Source organism: Sphingobacterium populi (genome assembly GCF_001586775.1).
In the GTDB taxonomy this organism is placed as follows: Bacteria; Bacteroidota; Bacteroidia; order Sphingobacteriales; family Sphingobacteriaceae; genus Sphingobacterium; species Sphingobacterium populi.
This window is the reverse complement of sequence record NZ_LQXS01000003.1, coordinates 1-19,465: the sequence shown is the minus strand read 5'-3', so window position 1 is coordinate 19,465 and position 19,465 is coordinate 1. Positions and strand designations below refer to the sequence as shown.

The following is a 19,465-nucleotide window of genomic DNA, read 5'->3' as shown; positions in this document are numbered from 1 at the left end:
GATTAAATATACGGTAGTTGCATGCATCGGTAAGGTTTTTGTACATTCGTATTCAAATTGGTAATACGAGTGGATATTCAAGAGATCATCAAAAAATATGGCGGCTCCGAGCAGCTAACTACCTTAGGCAAAGAGATTACTAAAAAAAGTCCAAAAATTCATGCAAAAGGATTGATCGGATCGTCAGACGCAGTCGTAGCAGCAAGTCTGTACGAATTACAGCAACGTCCATTTGTCTTCATCCTCCCAACACATGAGGAAGCGTCCTTTTTCTTGGCCGATCTCGAAAGCTTATTTGATAAACAGATTTTATTTTTCCCATCCTCCTACCGGAAAGCATACGATTTTACACAGCTCGATGGCACACACGTATTGCAACGAGCAGAAACATTGAGTTCGCTGCACCATGTTTCGGAATTGCCTAAGATCGTTGTTACTTATCCAGAAGCTATTGCCGAGAAAGTCATCAATAGGGATGATTTGGAGAAGAATACCTTAGAGATCCGTGTCAATACCAAGTTAAGCATCGATTTTATCAACGAGTTCTTGTACGAATACGATTTTGAACGTGTCGATTTTGTGTATGAGCCCGGGCAGTTTGCGATCCGTGGTGGTATTGTTGATATCTTTTCTTTTTCCAATGATTTGCCTTATCGCGTAGAATTTTTTGGAGATGAGATTGAGACGATACGCACCTTTGACATCGAAAGTCAGGTGTCAGTGAAGAAAATCAATTCGGTCACCATCGTGCCCAATGTGCAGGCAAAGTTTCTGTCCAATAACCATATTTCTTTATTAGAATATATTTCCAATGACGCGGTGATTTGGATTAAAGATGTGCAGTTTACTTTAGATATATTGCGTGAAGGCTACCTGAAAGCCGCTCAATTTTGGAAAGCACTGTCCGAAGACGATATCAAAAACAATCCCGAGTGGGTAGATCCGCGTTTTACATTTTCCGATGATAAAAATGTGAATGCGATGCTTTTTGAATTCCCTATCATAGAGTTTGGCAAACAGTTCTTTTATAATGCCGATATCACGGTACAATTCGACACGCATCCGCAGCCTTCTTTCAACAAGGATTTCAACCTGTTGATTCATAATTTTAAGGAAAATGAGCAAAAGAAGATTACTAATGTGATTTTTTCAGATTCGAACAAACAGATTGAGCGTATTTATGCCATTCTGGATGATTTGGACAAATCCGTACAATTTACACCTGTTTACAAAGCGCTTCGCGAAGGTTTTCGCGACGACAGCATTCGAGTGGCCTGCTATACCGATCATCAGATATTTGATCGCTATTACAAATACAAGCGCAAAAAAGGCTATGAGCGCTCTCAGGCCATCACACTCAAAGATCTACGCGATCTAAAACCGGGTGATTTTATCACACACATCGACCACGGAGTCGGCAAATATGCCGGATTGGAAAAAGTAGAAGTTAGTGGCAAAACGCAAGAGATGATTCGGTTAATCTACGCCGATAATGATCTGCTTTATGTCAACATCAACTCCCTGAATCGTATTTCCAAATACACGGGCAAGGAAGGTGCGATTCCCAAAATGAATAAGCTCGGCACCGACACTTGGGAGAAGCTCAAGAAAACCACTAAGAAAAAGGTAAAAGATATTGCTCGTGATTTGATTAAGCTTTACGCGAAGCGAAAAGCACAAACCGGGAATGCGTTTAGTCCTGATACCTATTTGCAAAAAGAATTAGAAGCGTCCTTCATTTATGAAGACACGCCAGATCAAGAGAAATCTACGGCCGATGTAAAACGAGATATGGAATCACCGCATCCGATGGATCGTTTGGTCTGTGGTGATGTAGGCTTTGGGAAAACCGAAGTCGCGATTCGCGCGGCATTCAAAGCCGTGGCAGACAGCAAACAGGTTGCTGTATTAGTTCCAACAACGATCTTGGCATTACAGCATTATCGCACTTTCTCCGAGCGTCTAAAAGATCTGCCCGCAAATATCGACTACATCAACCGATTCAAGACCAGTAAGCAGATCAAGGAAACCTTAGCTCGACTGGCCGAAGGCAAAGTCGACATCATTATCGGCACGCATCGCTTGGTGAGTAAAGATGTGAAGTTTAAGGATTTGGGCTTAATGATTATCGATGAAGAACAAAAGTTTGGCGTATCGGTCAAAGAAAAGTTGAAGCATATGCGTGCTAACGTAGATTCGCTGACGCTTACTGCGACTCCAATTCCACGAACGTTGCATTTCTCTTTGATGGGTGCGCGCGACCTGAGCATTATCTCCACGCCGCCGCCTAATCGCCAACCTGTACAAACGGAGTTACATGTTTTCAATGATGCACTCATTCAAGAAGCCATATCTTTTGAGCTAGATCGTGGCGGTCAGGTTTTCTTCATTCACAATCGTGTGGCGGACTTAAAACAGTTGGGTTTATTGATCCAAAAGCTCGTGCCTAATGCGCGCGTTGGCGTGGCCCACGGTCAGCTAGAAGGCGACGATCTGGAAGACGTGATGCTCAAATTCATTAATCACGATTACGATGTTTTGATCGCGACCACCATTATTGAAGCGGGATTAGACATTCCAAATGCCAACACGATCATCATCAACCAAGCGCACATGTTTGGCTTGAGCGATTTGCATCAGATGCGCGGTCGTGTTGGTCGATCCAACAAGAAAGCATTTTGCTATTTGTTAAGCCCGCCATTATCCACCTTGACCAACGAAGCCTACAAACGTCTTTCGGCTATTGAAGAATTTTCGGAGTTGGGTTCTGGTTTCAACGTAGCGATGCGCGATTTGGACATTCGTGGCTCCGGAAACTTACTGGGCGCCGAGCAATCGGGTTTTATCGCCGAGATCGGCTTCGAAATGTATAACAAGATCTTGGACGAAGCCGTGCAAGAATTGAAAGATGACGAGTTTGGCGAACTATTCGCCGACGACCAAAATCGTACCTACGTATCGTTCACCCAGATCGATACCGACCTGGAAGTATTGATTCCGGACGAGTATGTCACAAATATCTCGGAGCGTTACAATCTGTATACTGAATTGTCGAAGTTGCAGAGCGAATCAGAATTAGAGAATTTTGCAAAAGCATTAGAAGATCGTTTTGGTCCGATCCCCGCCCCTGTTTTCCAGTTGTTCGATACGCTCCGTCTGCAATGGTTGGGTAAAGAAATAGGCTTGGAGAAGATCACGTATAAGAAAGATACGCTGAAAGGTTTCTTTGTATCGAATGCGAAATCCAGCTATTTTGAATCACCACAATTCGGCCAAGTGCTCACCTTTGTACAACAGCACGCAACGATCAGTAACCTGAAAGAAGTAAAAGGACAGTTGCGCATCGCAATTAGCGGCGTTAGCTCAATTGAATATGCACTCCATCTCTTAAGAGAAATGCGCTCGGTACCTGTTTAAATAAAAGCTACCGTAATATGTAAAAGGGATCTGTGAATTATCACAGATCCCTTTTTGTTTATTTCATCATGCTGAGGCTATCAGCGAAAAAGTGCGAATTACCAGCGACCACTTGCGCCGCCGCCGCCAAATCCTCCACCACCAAATCCGCCGAAGCCACCGCCGCCGCCGCCGAAACCGCCACCAAATCCTCCGCCTGAGCTTCTACGGCCGCCGCCGCCGCCCATTTGGCTCAACATTGTCCACCAGAATAAATCTGAAGCGCCTTTGCCGTTCATCATCTTTCCGCCACCACCCTTGCCGCCTCCTTTTGAGAAAATAGATACGAGGATAATGATGATAAAGAAGATCACGATTACCGGAACGCCACTCCCATCTCTAGCATTTCCTCGAGCCTTTGGATCAGCTTTGTATTCGCCCTTCGTATACGATATAAGTGCGTCAACACCGTTATCGATTCCTTGACCATATCGACCACTTCGAAAAGCCGGTTTTATTTCGTTTTCAATAATACGATACGCAATCACATCTGGCACGGAGCCTTCGATTCCATAACCTGTACGAATCGTAACGGCACGATCGCCTACTGCGACTAAAAGCAATATGCCGTTATCGTACTTCTTATTACCAACGCCCCAGTGTTTTGCCAAACGATCGCCATAATCAGCAATATCATATTCTCCGGTAGATTGCATAACCACGACAGCAAGCTGAATCGAAGTAGAATCTTCAAAACTCAATAACTTTTGCTCGAGCTGGCGTACTTCGGATTGACTTAGTACACCAGCATAGTCGTTAACCAAACTCTTCGGCTGTGCCGGAAAATCTTGCGCGATCGCAAAACCAACAACACATAGACTCAAAATTATGGAGCAGAATACCGTTTTGAAAAGCGATGTAGAAAGCTCTTTTGTTTTAATTTTCGCCAAAGTGTATATCATCTGGAAGTTCATTAATATCATCTTGTCCCTTCGGAAAATATATTCCTAATTGTTCACCCGCTTCTGTGATACCAGCAATCAGGCCACGTGCTACGTTACCTTCCTTGAAATGATCCAGCATATGAGAAGATACCGTCTCCCAGAAGTCAGCAGGAACTTTATCGTGAATACCAGAATCGCCTATAATCGCATAGGCATGATCGTCGTGAGCCAAATAGATGAGTACGCCATTATGCAAGGTCGTATCATCCATCTTCAGCTTGTTAAAATAATAGGTAGCACGATCTAGCGCTTCACCTTCTTTGAGTGCGCGCTCCACGACGAGGCGAATCTCACCGGAAGTGTGGCTCTCGGCCAAGCTGATAGCCTGAACTATCGCATCCTGTTCTTGCTGTGTAAAAATCTCCATAATTTCTCTTTCGCTGTGATTTATCCTAAAAACGCTTGCTAGGGATGGCAGCAAGCGTTAACCATTTAGAAAGAGACTGTTGGTGCTTTGTCCGATCCCTCTGCTGCTTTAAAAGTTCCCTTTGCTTTGAATCCAAACATCCCAGCCATGATATTGTTCGGAAAGCTCCTAACTGTGGTATTAAAATCCTGTACCGCCTCGTTGTACGCACGGCGCTCTACCGAAATTCTATTTTCTGTACCTTCCAACTGCGCTTGCAATTCACGAAAGTTTTGGTTGGCTTTTAAGTCTGGATACGCCTCCACACTCACCAACAAACGTCCAATGGATTGTGAAAATGCATCTTGTGTTTGTTGAAAATTGGCAATTTCCTCTTCCGAAAGATTAGACGGATCTACCGATACCTGCGTTGCTTTAGCTCGAGCTTCGACCACAGCAGTCAACGTACTCTCCTCATGATCAGCGGCTCCCTTTACGGTCGACACCAAATTCGGAATCAAATCAGCCCTACGTTGGTACGCATTCTCTACTTGCGCCCATTTACCTTTGACGTTCTCATCTTTAGAAACCATCGTATTGTAGCCACATGAGCTTAAAGATACTGCCGTAAACAAACTCACAACAGTCAGCATTAAAAATCTTTTCATCTGTAATGTTTTTCTTTTCTATATGGCTAAATATACAAATTTTGCGATGTATTTTCTCAAAGTATTTTGGCTACATCCTCCTAATACCAGATTCTGTATCTTTGTACAAAAATTTGGGATAGCAACCCAACAGCCGTATTTATGCAAAAAGAAATTGAATTAGCCGTAAGCCCCGATTTGATCCTCGATGAGGCCGCGATCCTACGGATGGGCGCGAAGAAAATAGGCGTAGCAGCCAGCAGAATTGGCGGAATCCATATCCGCAAACGATCTATTGATGGCCGAAGCAGACAAGTCGTGTACCGACTTCGGGTAATTTTTTACATTGATGAATCCCCTACGCCATTCACCTACACGTCCAATCTCAAGAAAGTAAAAGATGCTAAACCTGTGATCATTATTGGCGCAGGTCCGGCAGGATTATTTGCTGCTTATCGATGTCTGGAGCGTGGTTTTAAACCGATTGTATTGGAGCGTGGCAAAGCTGTACAAGATCGCCGCCGCGATTTGGCGCGCATCAATCGGGAAGGCGTGGTCAATCCAGAATCCAATTATTGTTTTGGCGAAGGCGGCGCTGGCACGTATTCCGACGGCAAATTATATACTCGCTCGGACAAGCGCGGTGACGTGCAAAAAGTGTTGTCCATCTTTGTGGAACATGGCGCAGATGAAGATATTTTGGTCAATGCGCGACCACATATTGGCACTAATAAATTACCGCATATCATTCAGCTGATGCGTGAGCGCATTGTGGAGCAGGGTGGCGAAGTGCATTTTGATGCGAAAGTGATCGACATCTTAACTTCAGGCGGCCAAGCCACAGGCGTAAAGCTCGCTGATGGCTCAACGGTCAACGCCAATAACATCATTGTCGCTACTGGACATTCAGCTCGCGATATCTTTTATTTATTTCGCGACAAAGGTTGGTTGTTAGAAGCCAAACCTTTTGCATTGGGCGTGCGTATCGAACATCCACAATACATTGTAGACAGCGCTCAATATCACTGCGTCGAAAGACACGAAAACTTACCTCCAGCGTATTATAGCTTGGTGGAGCAGGTAGATGGTCGTGGTGTATTTTCTTTCTGTATGTGTCCTGGCGGAATCATTGCTCCTTGCGCGACGGATCAGGAAGAGATCGTGGTCAACGGTTGGTCGCCATCCAAACGAAATAATCCACATGCCAATTCGGGCACGGTCACACAGATCAATTTGGAAGATATTCCGGCAGCGATAAACAATCCATTTGCACTGCTAGAATTTCAGCAAGCGGTAGAACAAAAAGCTTTTCAAGCGGGCGGTGGCGCCTTAGTTGCGCCCGCACAGCGCATGGTTGACTTTGTGGAAGGCCGACTTTCTAATGACCTTCCGAATCACTCCTACAAACCGGGCACCAAATCAGTAGAACTGAAAGAAGTGCTTCCTGATTTTGTACATAAAGCGCTTCAAGGTGCATTGCCACGCTTTGGCAAAAAGATGAAAGGCTATTATACAAATGAAGCGATATTAGTCGGTGTAGAATCGCGCACTTCTTCACCGCTACGCATTCCAAGAGATAAAGACAGCTTACAACATCCGCAAGTCGCTGGTTTATACCCTTGTGCTGAAGGCGCTGGCTACGCAGGCGGTATTGTTTCGGCAGCGATCGACGGGATGAATTGTATCGATGCGATCAATTAATACACTTTTTTTTACAAAAGTGTTGACATATACCGGTGGATATATTACCTTTGTTCCACCAATGCGAAAGTAGCTCAGTTGGTAGAGCACGACCTTGCCAAGGTCGGGGTCGCGAGTTCGAATCTCGTCTTTCGCTCCAGCAAAAAAGTCCATCAGCAATGATGGACTTTTTTCGTTTATGACAACTCCGAAGCTTCCTTAGGATTTTAGTAAGACGACCTGTCGCAATCTCACGTATTCCCCCAAAAAAAACGAGCCTTTCATATGTGGAAGGCTCGTTTATTGATAATATTCAAAAAGCAAAGAGCTACTTCACAAATTGCTTATGTTTTCTTTTGCTGATTTTATCGGCGTTGACTGGCTGAGGCACTTTTACATAATAGCCTGTACCGTCGTACTCGCGCTTGCGCGGATGCGTCATACATACTGGCGAGCAACAGCCTTCTAATTGTTCGCCGCAGGCGTCACATTGCGTAAAATGCTCATTGCAATCTGGGTTAGCACAATTGATCATTTTGGCAGTTATTGTTCCACAATTGCGGCAGGTAGATACTACCGATGGATTCACCGAGTTGACATCTACCGTTACACGGTTATCAAACACATAACATTGTCCGTCGAAATCCTTTCCACCAGCTTCTTTTCCGTACTTGATGATACCGCCGTGCAGTTGGTAAACATCTTCGAAACCTTCTTTAAGCAACAAAGCAGAGGCTTTTTCGCATTTGATACCTCCCGTACAATAAGTCAAAATCTTTTTGCCCTTATATTGCTCCAGCTCTTTAATCTTCTCTGGAAACTCACGAAAGTTTTCGATATCTAAGGTAACTGCATTTTTGAAGCGACCGACCGAATGCTCGTAGTTAGAGCGCACATCCAGCACCACCACATCATCCTGATCTTTCATCTGCATGAAATCCTGTGGCTCCAGATGTACACCAGTTTGGCGATTCGGATCGATATCTTTAGGATTTCGCAATCCCGAATGCACAATCTCAGGCTTATAACGGCAATGCATTTTGATGAAAGATAACTCCTCCACCTCATCAATCTTAAACTCCGTTTTCGCAAAGCGAGGATCGGCATGTACCGCCTCCATATAAGCTTGACACGATTCTGGCGAGCCCGAAACTGTACCATTCAGACCTTCGTCTGCCACAATAATACGACCGACTAAATCCAATGATTTACAAAAATTTAAATGATCTACAGCAAACTGTGCTGCATCTTCGATAGGGCTGTAACAGTAGTACAGCAAAGTATTGTATTTTCCCATGAGCATTGATACCGCTGCAAACGGCGTTTAATGAATTGCGGCACAAAGATACAAATATTCTATTCTACCTCTTGTTCCAGTTGGAGTAATTCTTCGTAATTCTTATTCAATCGCTTCAACAGCAATCCGTAAACGATTCGGTAGTAGAAACGCACCACACGAATAAACAGATAGGAAATAATCGCCGTTAGCACTGCAAACAACACGATATGAACGATCAGAGTTCCTATACTATTTTCGGAATCGGCCGCCACTTTTTCGTACAGCGTAAAACCACTTGCTGTCAAAAATCCGAAGTAGAAATAATAGATATTAAATTTGATATAACGCTCTACGTGAGCGCGCGTATCGATGATTGAGGTAAGCAAAGATTTGGTATCCTTCGTATTGCGAATGGTGCGAAAACTAGCAAAAAAACTGATAAATAAAGTAAATAATAACGCCGTAAAAAATGAACTCTAGCGCCGTGACAAACACCTCTTCAAAAGTAGATCGGAAATCAACCGAAGGCAAGAAAAAAGATATTACCCCTCCTAAGAAAAACTCCAGAATACTGATCACAAAGATCCATTTTACGACAGAAGAAGAACTTTTGTGCGCCATGGCCTGAATTTCCTTCGCCTTTATCTGCGGGAAACGCTGCTCCTTCTGCCAATGATTTTTTAAGAAATCTAATTCGTCCATTATAATGCTCCTCGTTGGCTGAGTATGACTTTCAATTTTGTTTTAATACGGTTCATCCGCACGCGCGCATTCACCTCACTTACCCCTAGTGTCTCCGCGATCTCTGCATAATCTTTATCTTCCAGATACATAAACACCAATGCCTTCTCAATATCATTCAGTTCCTGCACTGCAGCATAGAGATAGCTCAACTTATCTTCCTCTTCCGAACTGTATTCTTCATACTGTATATTATGTACGGTATAATCCCAGGTTACGGTTTCCACACGCCGCTTTTTTACGCGGTAAAGCGAGATCGCGGTGTTCAGCGATACGCGATAAGCCCAAGTCGTAAACTTCGATTGACCTTTGAATTTGGGATACGCTTTCCACAACTGAATCACCATTTCCTGAAACAAATCCTTGTGCGCATCACGATCTGCAGCATACAGCTTACAGATCTTATGAAGGATATTTTGGTTTTCCTCCAAGAGAAGCACAAATTGTTGTTCAAGCTCTGGGTTCATTTTCTAGGTATTTGACGACAATACTACTGCTTTGTTACGGTTTGTCCTTACTTTTTTTCTAAATTCGTGCAATGGCGAAAACTAAATCTGCTTATTTCTGTCAAAGTTGTGGCTACGAATCGCCCAAATGGCTAGGTCAATGTCCATCCTGCAAGCAATGGAATACCTTTGTAGAAGAAGTAGTAGACAAGGGTTCGTCGCGCGTACCTGAATGGCGAAGTTCCACCGCTGCTGGCAGTCCGAAACGCACGAACAAAGCGGCCGTGATTCACGAAATCGTGTACAGCGAGGAGAAACGCATCCTAACGCCAGATGATGAATTTAATCGCGTGCTGGGTGGCGGAATTGTTCCAGGTTCGCTCGTATTGATTGGTGGCGAGCCGGGGATTGGCAAATCGACGCTGATGCTTCAATTGGCTTTATCCATACCACAGGTAAAAACCTTGTACATTTCCGGTGAAGAGAGCGAACAGCAGATTAAAATGCGTGCCGAACGATTGAACCAAAGCAGCAAGGCGAATTGCTTTATCCTGACGGAAACTTCCACCCAAAATATCTTTAAGCAGATCGAATCGGTGCAACCCGATGTCATCGTGATTGATTCGATCCAGACTTTGCACTCTTCGCAGATCGAATCGGCTCCCGGCTCGGTATCGCAAGTGAAAGAATGTACCGCTGAACTTTTGCGCTTCGCGAAGGAAAGCGATACGCCCGTGCTGATTGTCGGGCACATCACCAAAGATGGTGCGATTGCCGGACCAAAAGTATTGGAGCACATGGTCGATACCGTATTACAATTCGAGGGCGACCGACATCACGTGTATCGCATCTTGCGCGCGGTGAAAAACCGATTTGGTTCTTCTTCCGAATTAGGTATTTATGAGATGCAGGGCAATGGTTTACGCGAAGTATCCAATCCGTCCGAGATTATGCTTTCACAACGCGAAGAATCGATGAGCGGCGTAGCTATCGCTTCTATGTTGGAAGGCATTCGTCCGCTCATGATCGAGGTGCAAGCATTGGTAAGTCCTTCGGCTTACGGCACGCCACAGCGTAGCTCGACCGGTTTTGACACCAAGCGACTGCACATGTTGTTGGCGGTATTAGAAAAGCGATTTGGCTTTCGATTGGGTACGCAAGATGTATTTCTGAATATTACGGGCGGCTTGCGCGTCGAAGATCCAGCGATTGATTTGGCGGTTATTGCCGCTTTAATATCATCGCAACAGGATATCCCGCTCCCGGGGACTTCGGCATTCGCCGGAGAAGTGGGTTTATCAGGCGAAATTCGCGCGGTGAATCGCGTCGAGCAACGCATTGCGGAAGCAGAGAAACTGGGTTTTGATGGTATTTTTATCTCCAAATATAATCTAAAAGGAATCGATCCAAAGAAATACAATATTGCCATCCGCCCAGTGGCCAATCTAGAAGATGTGTTCCGTTCGCTATTTGGATAAAACGCGCCGAATTCTTCGGTTGCTTTTCTGGAATATACTCACTATCTTAGGTTTAGTATAACCCTAAACATCCTATAAAAGACTTTTTTATTATGACAACATCTCCCGGCTTCATCTGGAAAGCCTGTATTGCGCCAATCGCGCTAGCCATTACCCTAAGCTCTTGTAATCAAAATGCAAATACCGCGAAAGAAACAACAGCAGACAGCATAAATGTCGGTGTTTCTGCTGCTGACTTTACCGGATTGGTTGGCCAAGATTCCGTAAATCTATATACGATCAGTAACGGTACAATTACCGCAGCGATTACCAATTATGGTGCGCGCGTGGTGAGCTTATTAGTGCCAGATAACCAAGGTAATCCAGTCGATGTCGTATTGGGCTACAAAGATTTAGAAAACTATCAGAAAAAAGGCGAAGGCTTCTATGGCGCTATCGTCGGTCGATTTGGAAATCGTATTGCTAAAGGACAATTTAAGCTGGATGACAAACCGTTTCAACTGGAGTTGAATGATGGCGTGAATACCTTACATGGCGGTGAAACAGGTTATTACACAAAAGTGTGGACGGTGAGTAAAATAACCGACAACAGCATAGAATTGCACTTATTATCACCAGATGGCGATGCCGGATATCCAGGCGCTTTGGATATTTATGTCACGTATAGCATTACATCAGATAATGGATTGGATATTGCGTACCGCGCAACTACCGATAAAAAGACCATCGTGAACTTAACTAATCACGCTTACTTCAACCTGAGTGGTGAAGGAGCGGAAACCATCACCGATCACGAATTGATGGTAAAAGCGGATAAATATACGCCAGTGGACAAAACCTTAATTCCTACCGGAGAATTGGCATCTGTAGAAAATACCCCGTTTGATTTCCGTACGGCCAAAGCTATCGGCCAAGACATTGATGCAGACGATGAGCAACTTAAAATTGGCGGCGGTTATGACCACAACTTTGTGTTGAACAAGGAAGAGGGCTTGCAGCATATTGCCACTGTAACCAGTCCGAAAACAGGCATTCAGATGGAAATCCTGACGGAAGAACCCGGCTTGCAGTTCTACAGCGGTAATTTCATGAAAGACATTAAAAATGCTAAAGATGATAAAACCTACGGCTTGCGTTCGGCATTCTGTCTAGAAACACAACATTTCCCAGACGCGCCGAATCAAGCGAATTTCCCATCTACCGTGTTATCGCCAGGCGAGACATACAAAACACAAAGTACCTACCGCTTCACGACGGTAAAGTAATATCTTAAACGTAAAAAACGGTCTCCTTCTTTATCAGAAGGAGACCGTTTTGCTTTTAGCTACATGGAACTCGAACAGCCTTATGGCTGCGGAATAAAATGCAAGAATGAACTAAACTTATCCTTATAGGTTTCTTGATCCAACTTGTAATAGAAGGCTCCTTTGCGGGAACCTTCTTTATCTTTATCAGCTTGCTTCACCAGCAAACCTGTAGAACGCAATTTACGCATGAAATTGCGCTTATCGAGTTCCACATTATATACCTGTTCGTACAGTGCCATGATCTGTGGAATGGTAAACTTTTCGGGCAAAAGCTCGAATAAGACCGGATGCAGCGCTGCTTTGTAGCGCAAGTGCACTTTCGCGGCAGCGACCATCTCATCGTGATCAAAGATCAACGCCGGCACATCCTTCAACGGAATCCATTCTGCACGGTAAGCATCGCTCAGTTGTGTTTCGTACTCCTTGATATTAATCAGCGCGGAGTATGCCACGCTGATCGTGCGCTCCACCGGATCGCGATTTGGCCTGCCAAATACCGAAAGCTGCTCCATATAGACATCTTTCAATCCAGTCAATTTGTACAACACGCGAGATGCCGCATCGTTCGGATCTTCTCCTTCTTCTACAAAACCACCCATCAAGCTCCAATTGCCGATCTGCGGCTCTAATGCGCGCTGAACGACCAGCAACTTCAACTCCGCGCCATCGAAACCGAAGATAATACAATCGACGGCAATAAGAACGCGGTGTTGTGCTGAATATTTGGCCATCCTGTTAGTTTATCTCGTAGAAATAGTTGGTAGTGAAAAAATCACTACCAGAATTTAACATATAATGCTCCTACCACTAATAGTGTAAACACAATTAGGATCAATGTAGAAGGATCTACTTTAAACATTTTTCTATCGATCTCGAATGCTTTAGGATTGACTTTCGGGCCAGCTAAACTTAAAATCACCATGAGTAATACCGCAAAGACAAACGCCCAACCCATACAAATCAAGAATGGAATCTCATATTTGCCATTAGCATTCTGGAATGCCGTGTACAACCACGTTTCTGGACCAAATACCGCTGGTGCAAATTCATTGAAGAATACAGAAAGTAAGAATCCAGATAATAGACCGACAATCGCAGCAGTACCAGTAGTACGTTTCCAAAACATACCTAACAAGAACATAGCTAATACGCCTGGACTAACATAACCGGTATATTTTTGAATGAAAGTAAATCCACCTGCTCCACCAATACCCAACACGTCGTCCCAAGTAAGTAACAGCGCTAATAACATCGACACGACAATGGCAACCTTTCCTACCCAAACCATTTTGGTTTCAGAAGCGTCTTTGTCTAGGTATTTTTTATAAATATCAAGCGTAAAAATTGTCGCAATACTATTTGCCTTTCCTGCTAATGACGCTACAATCGCAGCCGTCAATGCGGCTAATGAAAGTCCTTTCATGCCATCTGGTAAGAAGCTCAAAATCGCAGAATACGCATTATCGGCATGAAATTCACCTCCTGGTGCCATCTCTTGTTGTAATGCACCATTTTTGTATAGTACATAAGCAGCGATACCCGGCAACATCACCACAATCGGCATCAATAATTTCAAGAAACCGGCAAATAAGATACCTGTTCTCGCAGTTTTAAGATCTGCTCCTAGCGCACGCTGTGTGATGTACTGGTTACAACCCCAATAATTTAAATTCACAATCCATTGCCCTGCAAAATACATCGCAATACCCGGCAACATTAAGTATTTATTAATTTCTTCCTGCGTGGCCTCAGGTCCTGGTTTCTCGGCAATCATCTGGAAGTGCGTCGGAGAATCTTTCATCATCGCCTTAAAACCAGCAATAATATCGGATCCTAAACCAAAATGTTCACTCACTAAGGTAAGCGCTACATATGTCGTGGCTAATCCACCAATAATTAATACCAATACTTGAATCACATCGGTGAAACCGATTACTTTCATTCCGCCCAGCGTGATAATAATAGCAAACACACAAAGGATCGTCATAATGACCTCAAAATTTTCGCCGCCAGCGAAGTTATTGATTGCCATGGATCCTAAAAATAAGATCGAAGTTAGGTTAACTAGAATATAGAGAAACAACCAGAAGATCGCCATGATCAATGCCGTCGTCTCGTTGTATCGAATCTTGAGAAATTGTGGCATGGTAAATATGCCGTTCTTGTGATACATCGGTATAAACCACACGGCCACAATAATCAAGGCAATAGCAGCAAACCATTCGTATGCGGCCACGGCCATACCCACGGTAAAACCATTTCCGCTCATACCAATAAATTGCTCCGCAGAAATATTGGATGCAATGAGTGAAGCACCAATAGCCCACCAGGTAAGCGAACCTTCAGCTAGGAAAAAATCTTTGGTTGCAGAATCACTTTTGGTTTTACGACGGTAAATCCAGTAACCGTACCCCGCGACAATCACGAAATATATCAGGAATATAACGTAATCAATTGTTGAAAATCTAGTCATTTGTTTGAATAAAATTGGTTAGAAAAAGAGCGCAAAATCGCGCTTCCTCTTATTGCACTATAGTTTTTTAACGATTAAGTTTATAAAAAATGCTACGCTGACGCAGCACGGTATTACACAGGTATTCAGATTTAATGTTCCAAATATTACAAAAAAAAATGTCAAAATGACATTTATGTTTAAAAACTTTTTGTGAAATTCATGAAACCCTGATAACGGCTGGAAAACTTAGCGTTTTACTAAAGGTTGTAACAGGTATTCGAGGCCATTGAGCTTGATTTCATATAAGGTAGCCAATTGCACTCCGAGCTTTCCGGGCGGAAAACCTTTGGCGCGAAACCAATTGAGATACGATTCTGGAAGATATCGCAGATACGTATCTTTATATTTCCCAAAAGGCATCTTCGCATTGGCTACTTCGACCAACAGTTGCGGGTTAAGCAGATTATTCTCTAGATTTTCCATGTTGCAATCGATAAAATACTAATCTAACACCAATAATCAGATGGTTGAAGATATTGGTGAGCGCCCCATAATGTTTTTTGAATATTTCGTAGCGCTCTTTCAAGCTTTGTCGATGCCGCTGCTGCGACATACCGCCAACAAGATATTTCGCGACGACAGTGTGCACATTTTGAGTAGTTTTAGCTTTTTTCGCTGCACGAATCACCCAATCAATATCCGAACTTAATTGATAGCTCGTATCATAAGGCGAAGTGATACTTCTACGCACATATATCGCCTGATGGCAAATACTCATCCCATAGCGAAACGATCGCCAATCGAACTTTTCCGGAGCTTTATGCCGACGATCGCCAATGATGCGACGATCTTCATCCACCAATTTGGTTTCTCCATAAATGATATCGGCACCATTGCCACGCTCCACGACCGTTCTTAATGTTTCTGCATCACACAGCGTATCGCCAGAATTGAGAAACAAGACATAATCGCCTGTGGCACGAGCCAACCCTTTGTTCATCGCATCATAAATGCCTTTATCTTTCTCCGACACCAGAATATCAATATGCTGCGCATATTGATGAATCACATCCAACGTGCCATCCGAAGATGCGCCATCAATCACAATGTATTCGACCTCCCTGTAACTTTGCCCCGCCACAGAAGCTAAAGTATACGCGATATCCCGCACATTATTATACACGATCGTGATAATAGAAATGGTTGGAAGTGAAGGAGATTGATCTGACATGGTTGTGGTCAATAGCGAATGAATAAACGTTTAGCGCAGCTTATTAATCGCAAAGCGGTATGCGCGTTGAAATAAATTTCCTTTTCGATGTTTAAAGAAATGGCGCAGCGCGGCATATCCAGCCGGATTTTCTGTCAAATCCATTGGAAATCGGGTTATCGGCGTGGATCGTATCGATGTTTCAAACATGGTGTTGATTCCCGAATGCACACCCGAGCCATCGTGACCGATGTTTTCGATGAGCGATTGGCTAGGTTCGATCGCCAAACCACCTTTTAAGAACACACTGGCATACCAGCGCACCGCCCAAGAATCGACTTCTCCCTTTTGCTGTTGCAATATGGTTCGCCAGAAATTCATGGTATGATCAAAGGTAAAAGCCGCGATTTTGGCCTCATCAAATTGTGCGATGATCTGATCGATATTCGGTTCGAAATGTTGCCAAGCGCGTGACCATGTTGCCCAAGCTTGGCTGGCCACATATCGCGTTACGAATGTTTCATCCAGCCCAGAGCGATCCAGCTCATACATGAATCCACCAACGTGCATGATCTTTTCTTCCTTTTCGTAGCGAATTAATGCTTCATTGAAGTATTGCAGCGTGTGCGGTGCAAATAGCACATCGTCTTCCAATACGATCGCGCGGCCATGTTCTTTCATCACCTGCCCTACGCCATCCATCACATTATTGGCTAATCCCCAATTGCGATCGCGCGCGATGATATGCACCGCTTTGAAGGCCCATTCTCTTTTCAGCACATCTCTTACTTGCTGCACGCTTTGCTTGGCGCCATCATGCTTTGCGCCATCCGCAAATACATATAAGGTGCTTTCCGCAGCACCGACATTTTTCTGCAACGCTTCTAATGCACGCTGCGTGTGTTCGGGTCGGTTGTAGGCAAAAAGAATAATTGGACTTAGCTGCTGCATGGATGTGTTAAATGAATAGACGAAACTCGCCAAAAAAGTCTGCATATGCAAATACGCAGCAACGAGCAGATCGCATAATGATTAAGCGTTTCGTTTCCTTGTCCGAATAACGGCAGCTGTCTTCGCCAAAACCTGAAAAGCAACAGAAAAATACGAAGCGAATCCATGATAAGGTGTGGCGGAAGGCCGCTGAAACGCTTTTTTGATCGGAGCTAGCACACCGTAGCCAAACGCTTTCGGAAAGGAATGATTCACATTGGCATACTCCGTCAGGAAATAGATAAATTCTCTTTTAAAAAATTGCGCGCTGGAAACGGCCTTTCGCGTTTGCCGATCATGATAGGCAATGGCTTTGGTGTTGACCATAATTTTCAAGCCATGGTGCTGTATACGGTTGGCATAATCGCTGTCTTCGCCATAATGATAGAAGATCGGTGAAAATTGTCCCACTTCTTTGAGAACGGAAATTGGAATCAGCCAGAATGCAGCATTCACAAATGGTACAGCAAAATGATCAAGATGCGCTTGTTCTTGCTTCACATATCCAGCAAAACCTTCATCCAATTGCAACCCCGTACCATCGTAATGCATCGGCGATATAATTCCTACGTTAGATCCATAATCTTCTTCCATCAAATACGCTAAACATGCTGGATCCACCCAAGCATCTTGATTGACTAAGAAAACAGCATCATACTGATTCGCGATCGCGTAATCAAAACCGATATTATTGGCACGGCCAAAGCCGAGATTCGTACCGCTTTCATGCAAGATTACTTGCGGATAATTTTCGTTAATTCGGACGACTGTATCATCGCTTGAAGCATTATCGACTACAAAAATATCGGCGGGATAAGTCGATTGTAGCAAGCTATCTAAGCATTTGGTGAGCCAAGGCTCAAAATTGTATGAAACGATAATGCTGAGGACCTTCTTCATAGCTTGTTGCGAAAGAAATTTTGAATTTCTTGAAAAGTTTCTCTGGAAAATAGATAACAAATCCCCAGATACACTGCACCCATGGATAATACAGACACCGCTAATCTTAATGCCGCATGGGGCAAAATGTCTATCCAAAAATAGGTCGCGAGAAATCCAACCATGGCGCTAAGCGCGTAAGCATATACATCGCGCCACATGAAGCGATAACTGTATTGCAGGCTTTTCTGCGTGATGAAAAACCAAGTATTCAACCAAAGCAGATTCATAGTTGCATAACCCAGTACAATGTAAAGTACGCCCAAGTGTTTGAGCGCAAAGAATAAGCCGACCTGTAAGATGCCAAATACGATCATATTCCACATGTAGGTAGTAGATCGACCCTTGCTCAAGGTATAGTTGGAAAACGCATTGCTCACGACAGCGAATGCGCCTCCAAATGCCAAAACGCGCAGGTAATCGGCACTTTCGAGCCATTTGGCACCACCAGCAAGCAAAAGAAAATCAGGCGCGATGAGTGCTAAACCAAACATCAGCGGAAAAGTGATGAAAGAGATAAAGGAAAGCAGCTTGCGGAAGACACGAATTTTGCGCTCTTCTTCGCTGTGCGATACCTCCGTCATCAGCGGCTGGATAATGGTATTGGAAATGCTCAAAATCAGATTTTGCCCCATGAGATTCCACTTATTGCCCGAAGTATATTGTCCGACTTGCGCTACGGGCACATATTTGCCCAGAATGGCGGTCAGGAAATTGTTATTGACGTGAAAGAATACATTGGTAATGATCAGCTTGCTGCTGTACGACAACAATGGTTTGACGGGACGAATATTGATTCGCCAAGACGGACGAAAATGAGAAAAGTACCAGAATAGCGATGCGGAAATCACGCAGTAAGTCAAATTTTGTATGACCAAAGACCAGTATTTAAGCCCTTGTAGCGCCGCAATCACCCCGATGATATTACTGATCAAAACTGCGAAAAGAAGCGCAGTAGAACGCTCTTTCACCATTAAGTTACGCGTAAGGTAGGCACTATGCGCGACGCCAAAACTACTGATGAGGAAGTTCAAAAAGGAGATTTTAGCCAATGGCTCTAATTGGGGCAACTCATAAAAATTGGCAATAAACGGACTCACGGAATACAAAACCAAATAGATTCCGGCGCCTGAAAGCACACAAAACCAGAATACGGCATTATAGTCTGCTTTCGTAACGTCCTTCTTAATGCTAATTGCACTCACAAAGCCAGATTCTGTCAACGCGGCCGCAATAGCAGAAAAAATGGTGAGGATTCCGACCAGACCGTAATCTTTAGGATCCAGCACGCGCAACAGCACCAGGCCGAAGATCAACCCAATAACCTGTTGCAATCCGTTGGATAGGCCGCCCCACAAAAATCCTTTGGCGGCTTTCTTTTTTAAACTTTCTTCTGGCGCGGGGTTTACTGGATCCATTGCTTTCGTTCGCTACTGATCGTCTTTGGGCTTGCTAGGCTTGGTTACGCCAGCCTTGAAGCGCGGTTTGAAGCCAGCAGGTTTACTAACCGGCGTAGTCGATTCTTCAGTTGCTGGCTTTTCTTCTGG

The 19,465-nt window shown here is 44.1% G+C and carries 18 protein-coding genes and 1 tRNA gene; 5 read left to right on the top strand and 14 right to left on the bottom strand.

All coding sequences use genetic code 11. From position 1 onward, the window contains the following. Positions 1-69: 69 nt before the first annotated feature. Entirely contained in the window at positions 70-3,417 is a 3,348-nt protein-coding gene (gene mfd, locus A0125_RS07770) for a transcription-repair coupling factor (protein ID WP_066754339.1), read from the top strand. A gap of 98 nt (positions 3,418-3,515) precedes the next feature. Here mfd and A0125_RS07765 read toward each other — a convergent pair whose 3' ends face one another. The 3 genes from A0125_RS07765 to A0125_RS07755 form a co-directional block, all read right to left on the bottom strand. Continuing rightward, complete coding sequence (locus A0125_RS07765; protein WP_317038808.1) at positions 3,516-4,346, bottom strand: TPM domain-containing protein; 831 nt, start codon at positions 4,344-4,346, stop codon at positions 3,516-3,518. Next, complete coding sequence (locus A0125_RS07760; protein ID WP_066754337.1) at positions 4,333-4,767, bottom strand: TPM domain-containing protein; 435 nt, start codon at positions 4,765-4,767, stop codon at positions 4,333-4,335. Before A0125_RS07760 ends, A0125_RS07765 begins: the two co-directional genes overlap by 14 nt. 65 nt (positions 4,768-4,832) lie before the next feature. Continuing rightward, positions 4,833-5,414, bottom strand: a complete 582-nt coding sequence (locus A0125_RS07755; RefSeq protein ID WP_066754335.1) for a LemA family protein — start codon at positions 5,412-5,414, stop codon at positions 4,833-4,835. Between the two features lie 141 nt (positions 5,415-5,555). Between A0125_RS07755 and A0125_RS07750 the strand changes: the two genes are divergently transcribed. Further along, entirely contained in the window at positions 5,556-7,094 is a 1,539-nt protein-coding gene (locus A0125_RS07750) for an NAD(P)/FAD-dependent oxidoreductase (protein ID WP_066754333.1), read from the top strand. 63 nt (positions 7,095-7,157) lie between these two features. After that, positions 7,158-7,233 (top strand) — tRNA-Gly (locus tag A0125_RS07745). A gap of 168 nt (positions 7,234-7,401) precedes the next feature. Here A0125_RS07745 and trhO read toward each other — a convergent pair. From trhO to A0125_RS07725, 4 genes are read right to left on the bottom strand one after another with little or no spacing between them, the layout of a single operon-like run. Next, on the bottom strand, positions 7,402-8,370 hold the full coding sequence (gene trhO / locus A0125_RS07740) for an oxygen-dependent tRNA uridine(34) hydroxylase TrhO (RefSeq protein ID WP_066754331.1): 969 nt from the start codon (positions 8,368-8,370) through the stop codon (positions 7,402-7,404). Positions 8,371-8,429: 59 nt separating this feature from the next. After that, complete coding sequence (locus tag A0125_RS07735; protein ID WP_066754329.1) at positions 8,430-8,738, bottom strand: hypothetical protein; 309 nt, start codon at positions 8,736-8,738, stop codon at positions 8,430-8,432. Positions 8,739-8,775: 37 nt separating this feature from the next. Beyond that, positions 8,776-9,054, bottom strand: a complete 279-nt coding sequence (locus A0125_RS07730; protein WP_066754327.1) for a hypothetical protein — start codon at positions 9,052-9,054, stop codon at positions 8,776-8,778. Next, positions 9,054-9,560 (bottom strand): RNA polymerase sigma factor, encoded by a 507-nt coding sequence (locus A0125_RS07725; RefSeq protein ID WP_066754326.1) that lies wholly within the window; start codon positions 9,558-9,560, stop codon positions 9,054-9,056. The genes A0125_RS07730 and A0125_RS07725 overlap by 1 nt, the downstream gene beginning before the upstream one ends. 71 nt (positions 9,561-9,631) lie before the next feature. Here A0125_RS07725 and radA point away from each other — a divergent pair, with 71 nt between their 5' ends. Further along, complete coding sequence (radA, locus tag A0125_RS07720) at positions 9,632-11,017, top strand: DNA repair protein RadA (protein ID WP_066754325.1); 1,386 nt, start codon at positions 9,632-9,634, stop codon at positions 11,015-11,017. Positions 11,018-11,109: 92 nt separating this feature from the next. Further along, complete coding sequence (locus tag A0125_RS07715) at positions 11,110-12,282, top strand: aldose epimerase family protein (protein ID WP_066754323.1); 1,173 nt, start codon at positions 11,110-11,112, stop codon at positions 12,280-12,282. A gap of 80 nt (positions 12,283-12,362) precedes the next feature. Here the strand turns inward: A0125_RS07715 and A0125_RS07710 are convergent, their stop codons facing one another. The 7 genes from A0125_RS07710 to A0125_RS07680 all read right to left on the bottom strand — a co-directional run bounded on the left by A0125_RS07710 (position 12,363) and on the right by A0125_RS07680 (position 19,336). Further along, entirely contained in the window at positions 12,363-13,055 is a 693-nt protein-coding gene (locus A0125_RS07710; protein ID WP_066754321.1) for an NUDIX hydrolase, read from the bottom strand. 44 nt (positions 13,056-13,099) lie between these two features. Continuing rightward, complete coding sequence (locus A0125_RS07705) at positions 13,100-14,797, bottom strand: sodium:solute symporter family transporter (RefSeq protein ID WP_066754319.1); 1,698 nt, start codon at positions 14,795-14,797, stop codon at positions 13,100-13,102. A 228-nt stretch (positions 14,798-15,025) separates the two neighbouring features. After that, positions 15,026-15,262 carry a DUF3820 family protein gene (locus tag A0125_RS07700; protein WP_197464826.1) on the bottom strand — a complete coding sequence of 79 codons (237 nt, stop codon included), beginning with the start codon at positions 15,260-15,262 and terminating at the stop codon, positions 15,026-15,028. Continuing rightward, positions 15,243-16,010, bottom strand: coding sequence for a glycosyltransferase family 2 protein (locus A0125_RS07695; RefSeq protein ID WP_066754318.1), 768 nt, complete (start codon positions 16,008-16,010; stop codon positions 15,243-15,245). The genes A0125_RS07700 and A0125_RS07695 overlap by 20 nt, the downstream gene beginning before the upstream one ends. A 30-nt stretch (positions 16,011-16,040) precedes the next feature. Further along, positions 16,041-16,940 carry a glycosyltransferase gene (locus tag A0125_RS07690; protein ID WP_066755643.1) on the bottom strand — a complete coding sequence of 300 codons (900 nt, stop codon included), beginning with the start codon at positions 16,938-16,940 and terminating at the stop codon, positions 16,041-16,043. A gap of 81 nt (positions 16,941-17,021) precedes the next feature. After that, a complete protein-coding gene (locus A0125_RS07685; RefSeq protein WP_066754314.1) occupies positions 17,022-17,879 on the bottom strand; it encodes a glycosyltransferase family 2 protein in 858 nt (285 codons plus the stop codon). Beyond that, complete coding sequence (locus tag A0125_RS07680) at positions 17,876-19,336, bottom strand: lipopolysaccharide biosynthesis protein (RefSeq protein WP_066754312.1); 1,461 nt, start codon at positions 19,334-19,336, stop codon at positions 17,876-17,878. The genes A0125_RS07685 and A0125_RS07680 overlap by 4 nt, the downstream gene beginning before the upstream one ends. Between the last annotated feature and the right edge of the window lie 129 nt (positions 19,337-19,465).

Bases quoted from the DNA above. Each gene is read 5' to 3' on its own strand.
- A0125_RS07760 (WP_066754337.1), bottom strand. From the start codon at position 4,767: ATGGAGATTTTTACACAGCAAGAACAGGATGCGATAGTTCAGGCTATC.
- A0125_RS07755 (WP_066754335.1), bottom strand. From the start codon at position 5,414: ATGAAAAGATTTTTAATGCTGACTGTTGTGAGTTTGTTTACGGCAGTA.
- A0125_RS07750 (WP_066754333.1), top strand. From the start codon at position 5,556: ATGCAAAAAGAAATTGAATTAGCCGTAAGCCCCGATTTGATCCTCGAT.
- trhO (WP_066754331.1), bottom strand. From the start codon at position 8,370: ATGGGAAAATACAATACTTTGCTGTACTACTGTTACAGCCCTATCGAA.
- A0125_RS07730 (WP_066754327.1), bottom strand. From the start codon at position 9,054: ATGGACGAATTAGATTTCTTAAAAAATCATTGGCAGAAGGAGCAGCGT.
- A0125_RS07725 (WP_066754326.1), bottom strand. From the start codon at position 9,560: ATGAACCCAGAGCTTGAACAACAATTTGTGCTTCTCTTGGAGGAAAAC.
- radA (WP_066754325.1), top strand. From the start codon at position 9,632: ATGGCGAAAACTAAATCTGCTTATTTCTGTCAAAGTTGTGGCTACGAA.
- A0125_RS07715 (WP_066754323.1), top strand. From the start codon at position 11,110: ATGACAACATCTCCCGGCTTCATCTGGAAAGCCTGTATTGCGCCAATC.
- A0125_RS07710 (WP_066754321.1), bottom strand. From the start codon at position 13,055: ATGGCCAAATATTCAGCACAACACCGCGTTCTTATTGCCGTCGATTGT.
- A0125_RS07705 (WP_066754319.1), bottom strand. From the start codon at position 14,797: ATGACTAGATTTTCAACAATTGATTACGTTATATTCCTGATATATTTC.
- A0125_RS07700 (WP_197464826.1), bottom strand. From the start codon at position 15,262: ATGGAAAATCTAGAGAATAATCTGCTTAACCCGCAACTGTTGGTCGAA.
- A0125_RS07695 (WP_066754318.1), bottom strand. From the start codon at position 16,010: ATGTCAGATCAATCTCCTTCACTTCCAACCATTTCTATTATCACGATC.
- A0125_RS07690 (WP_066755643.1), bottom strand. From the start codon at position 16,940: ATGCAGCAGCTAAGTCCAATTATTCTTTTTGCCTACAACCGACCCGAA.
- A0125_RS07685 (WP_066754314.1), bottom strand. From the start codon at position 17,879: ATGAAGAAGGTCCTCAGCATTATCGTTTCATACAATTTTGAGCCTTGG.
- A0125_RS07680 (WP_066754312.1), bottom strand. From the start codon at position 19,336: ATGGATCCAGTAAACCCCGCGCCAGAAGAAAGTTTAAAAAAGAAAGCC.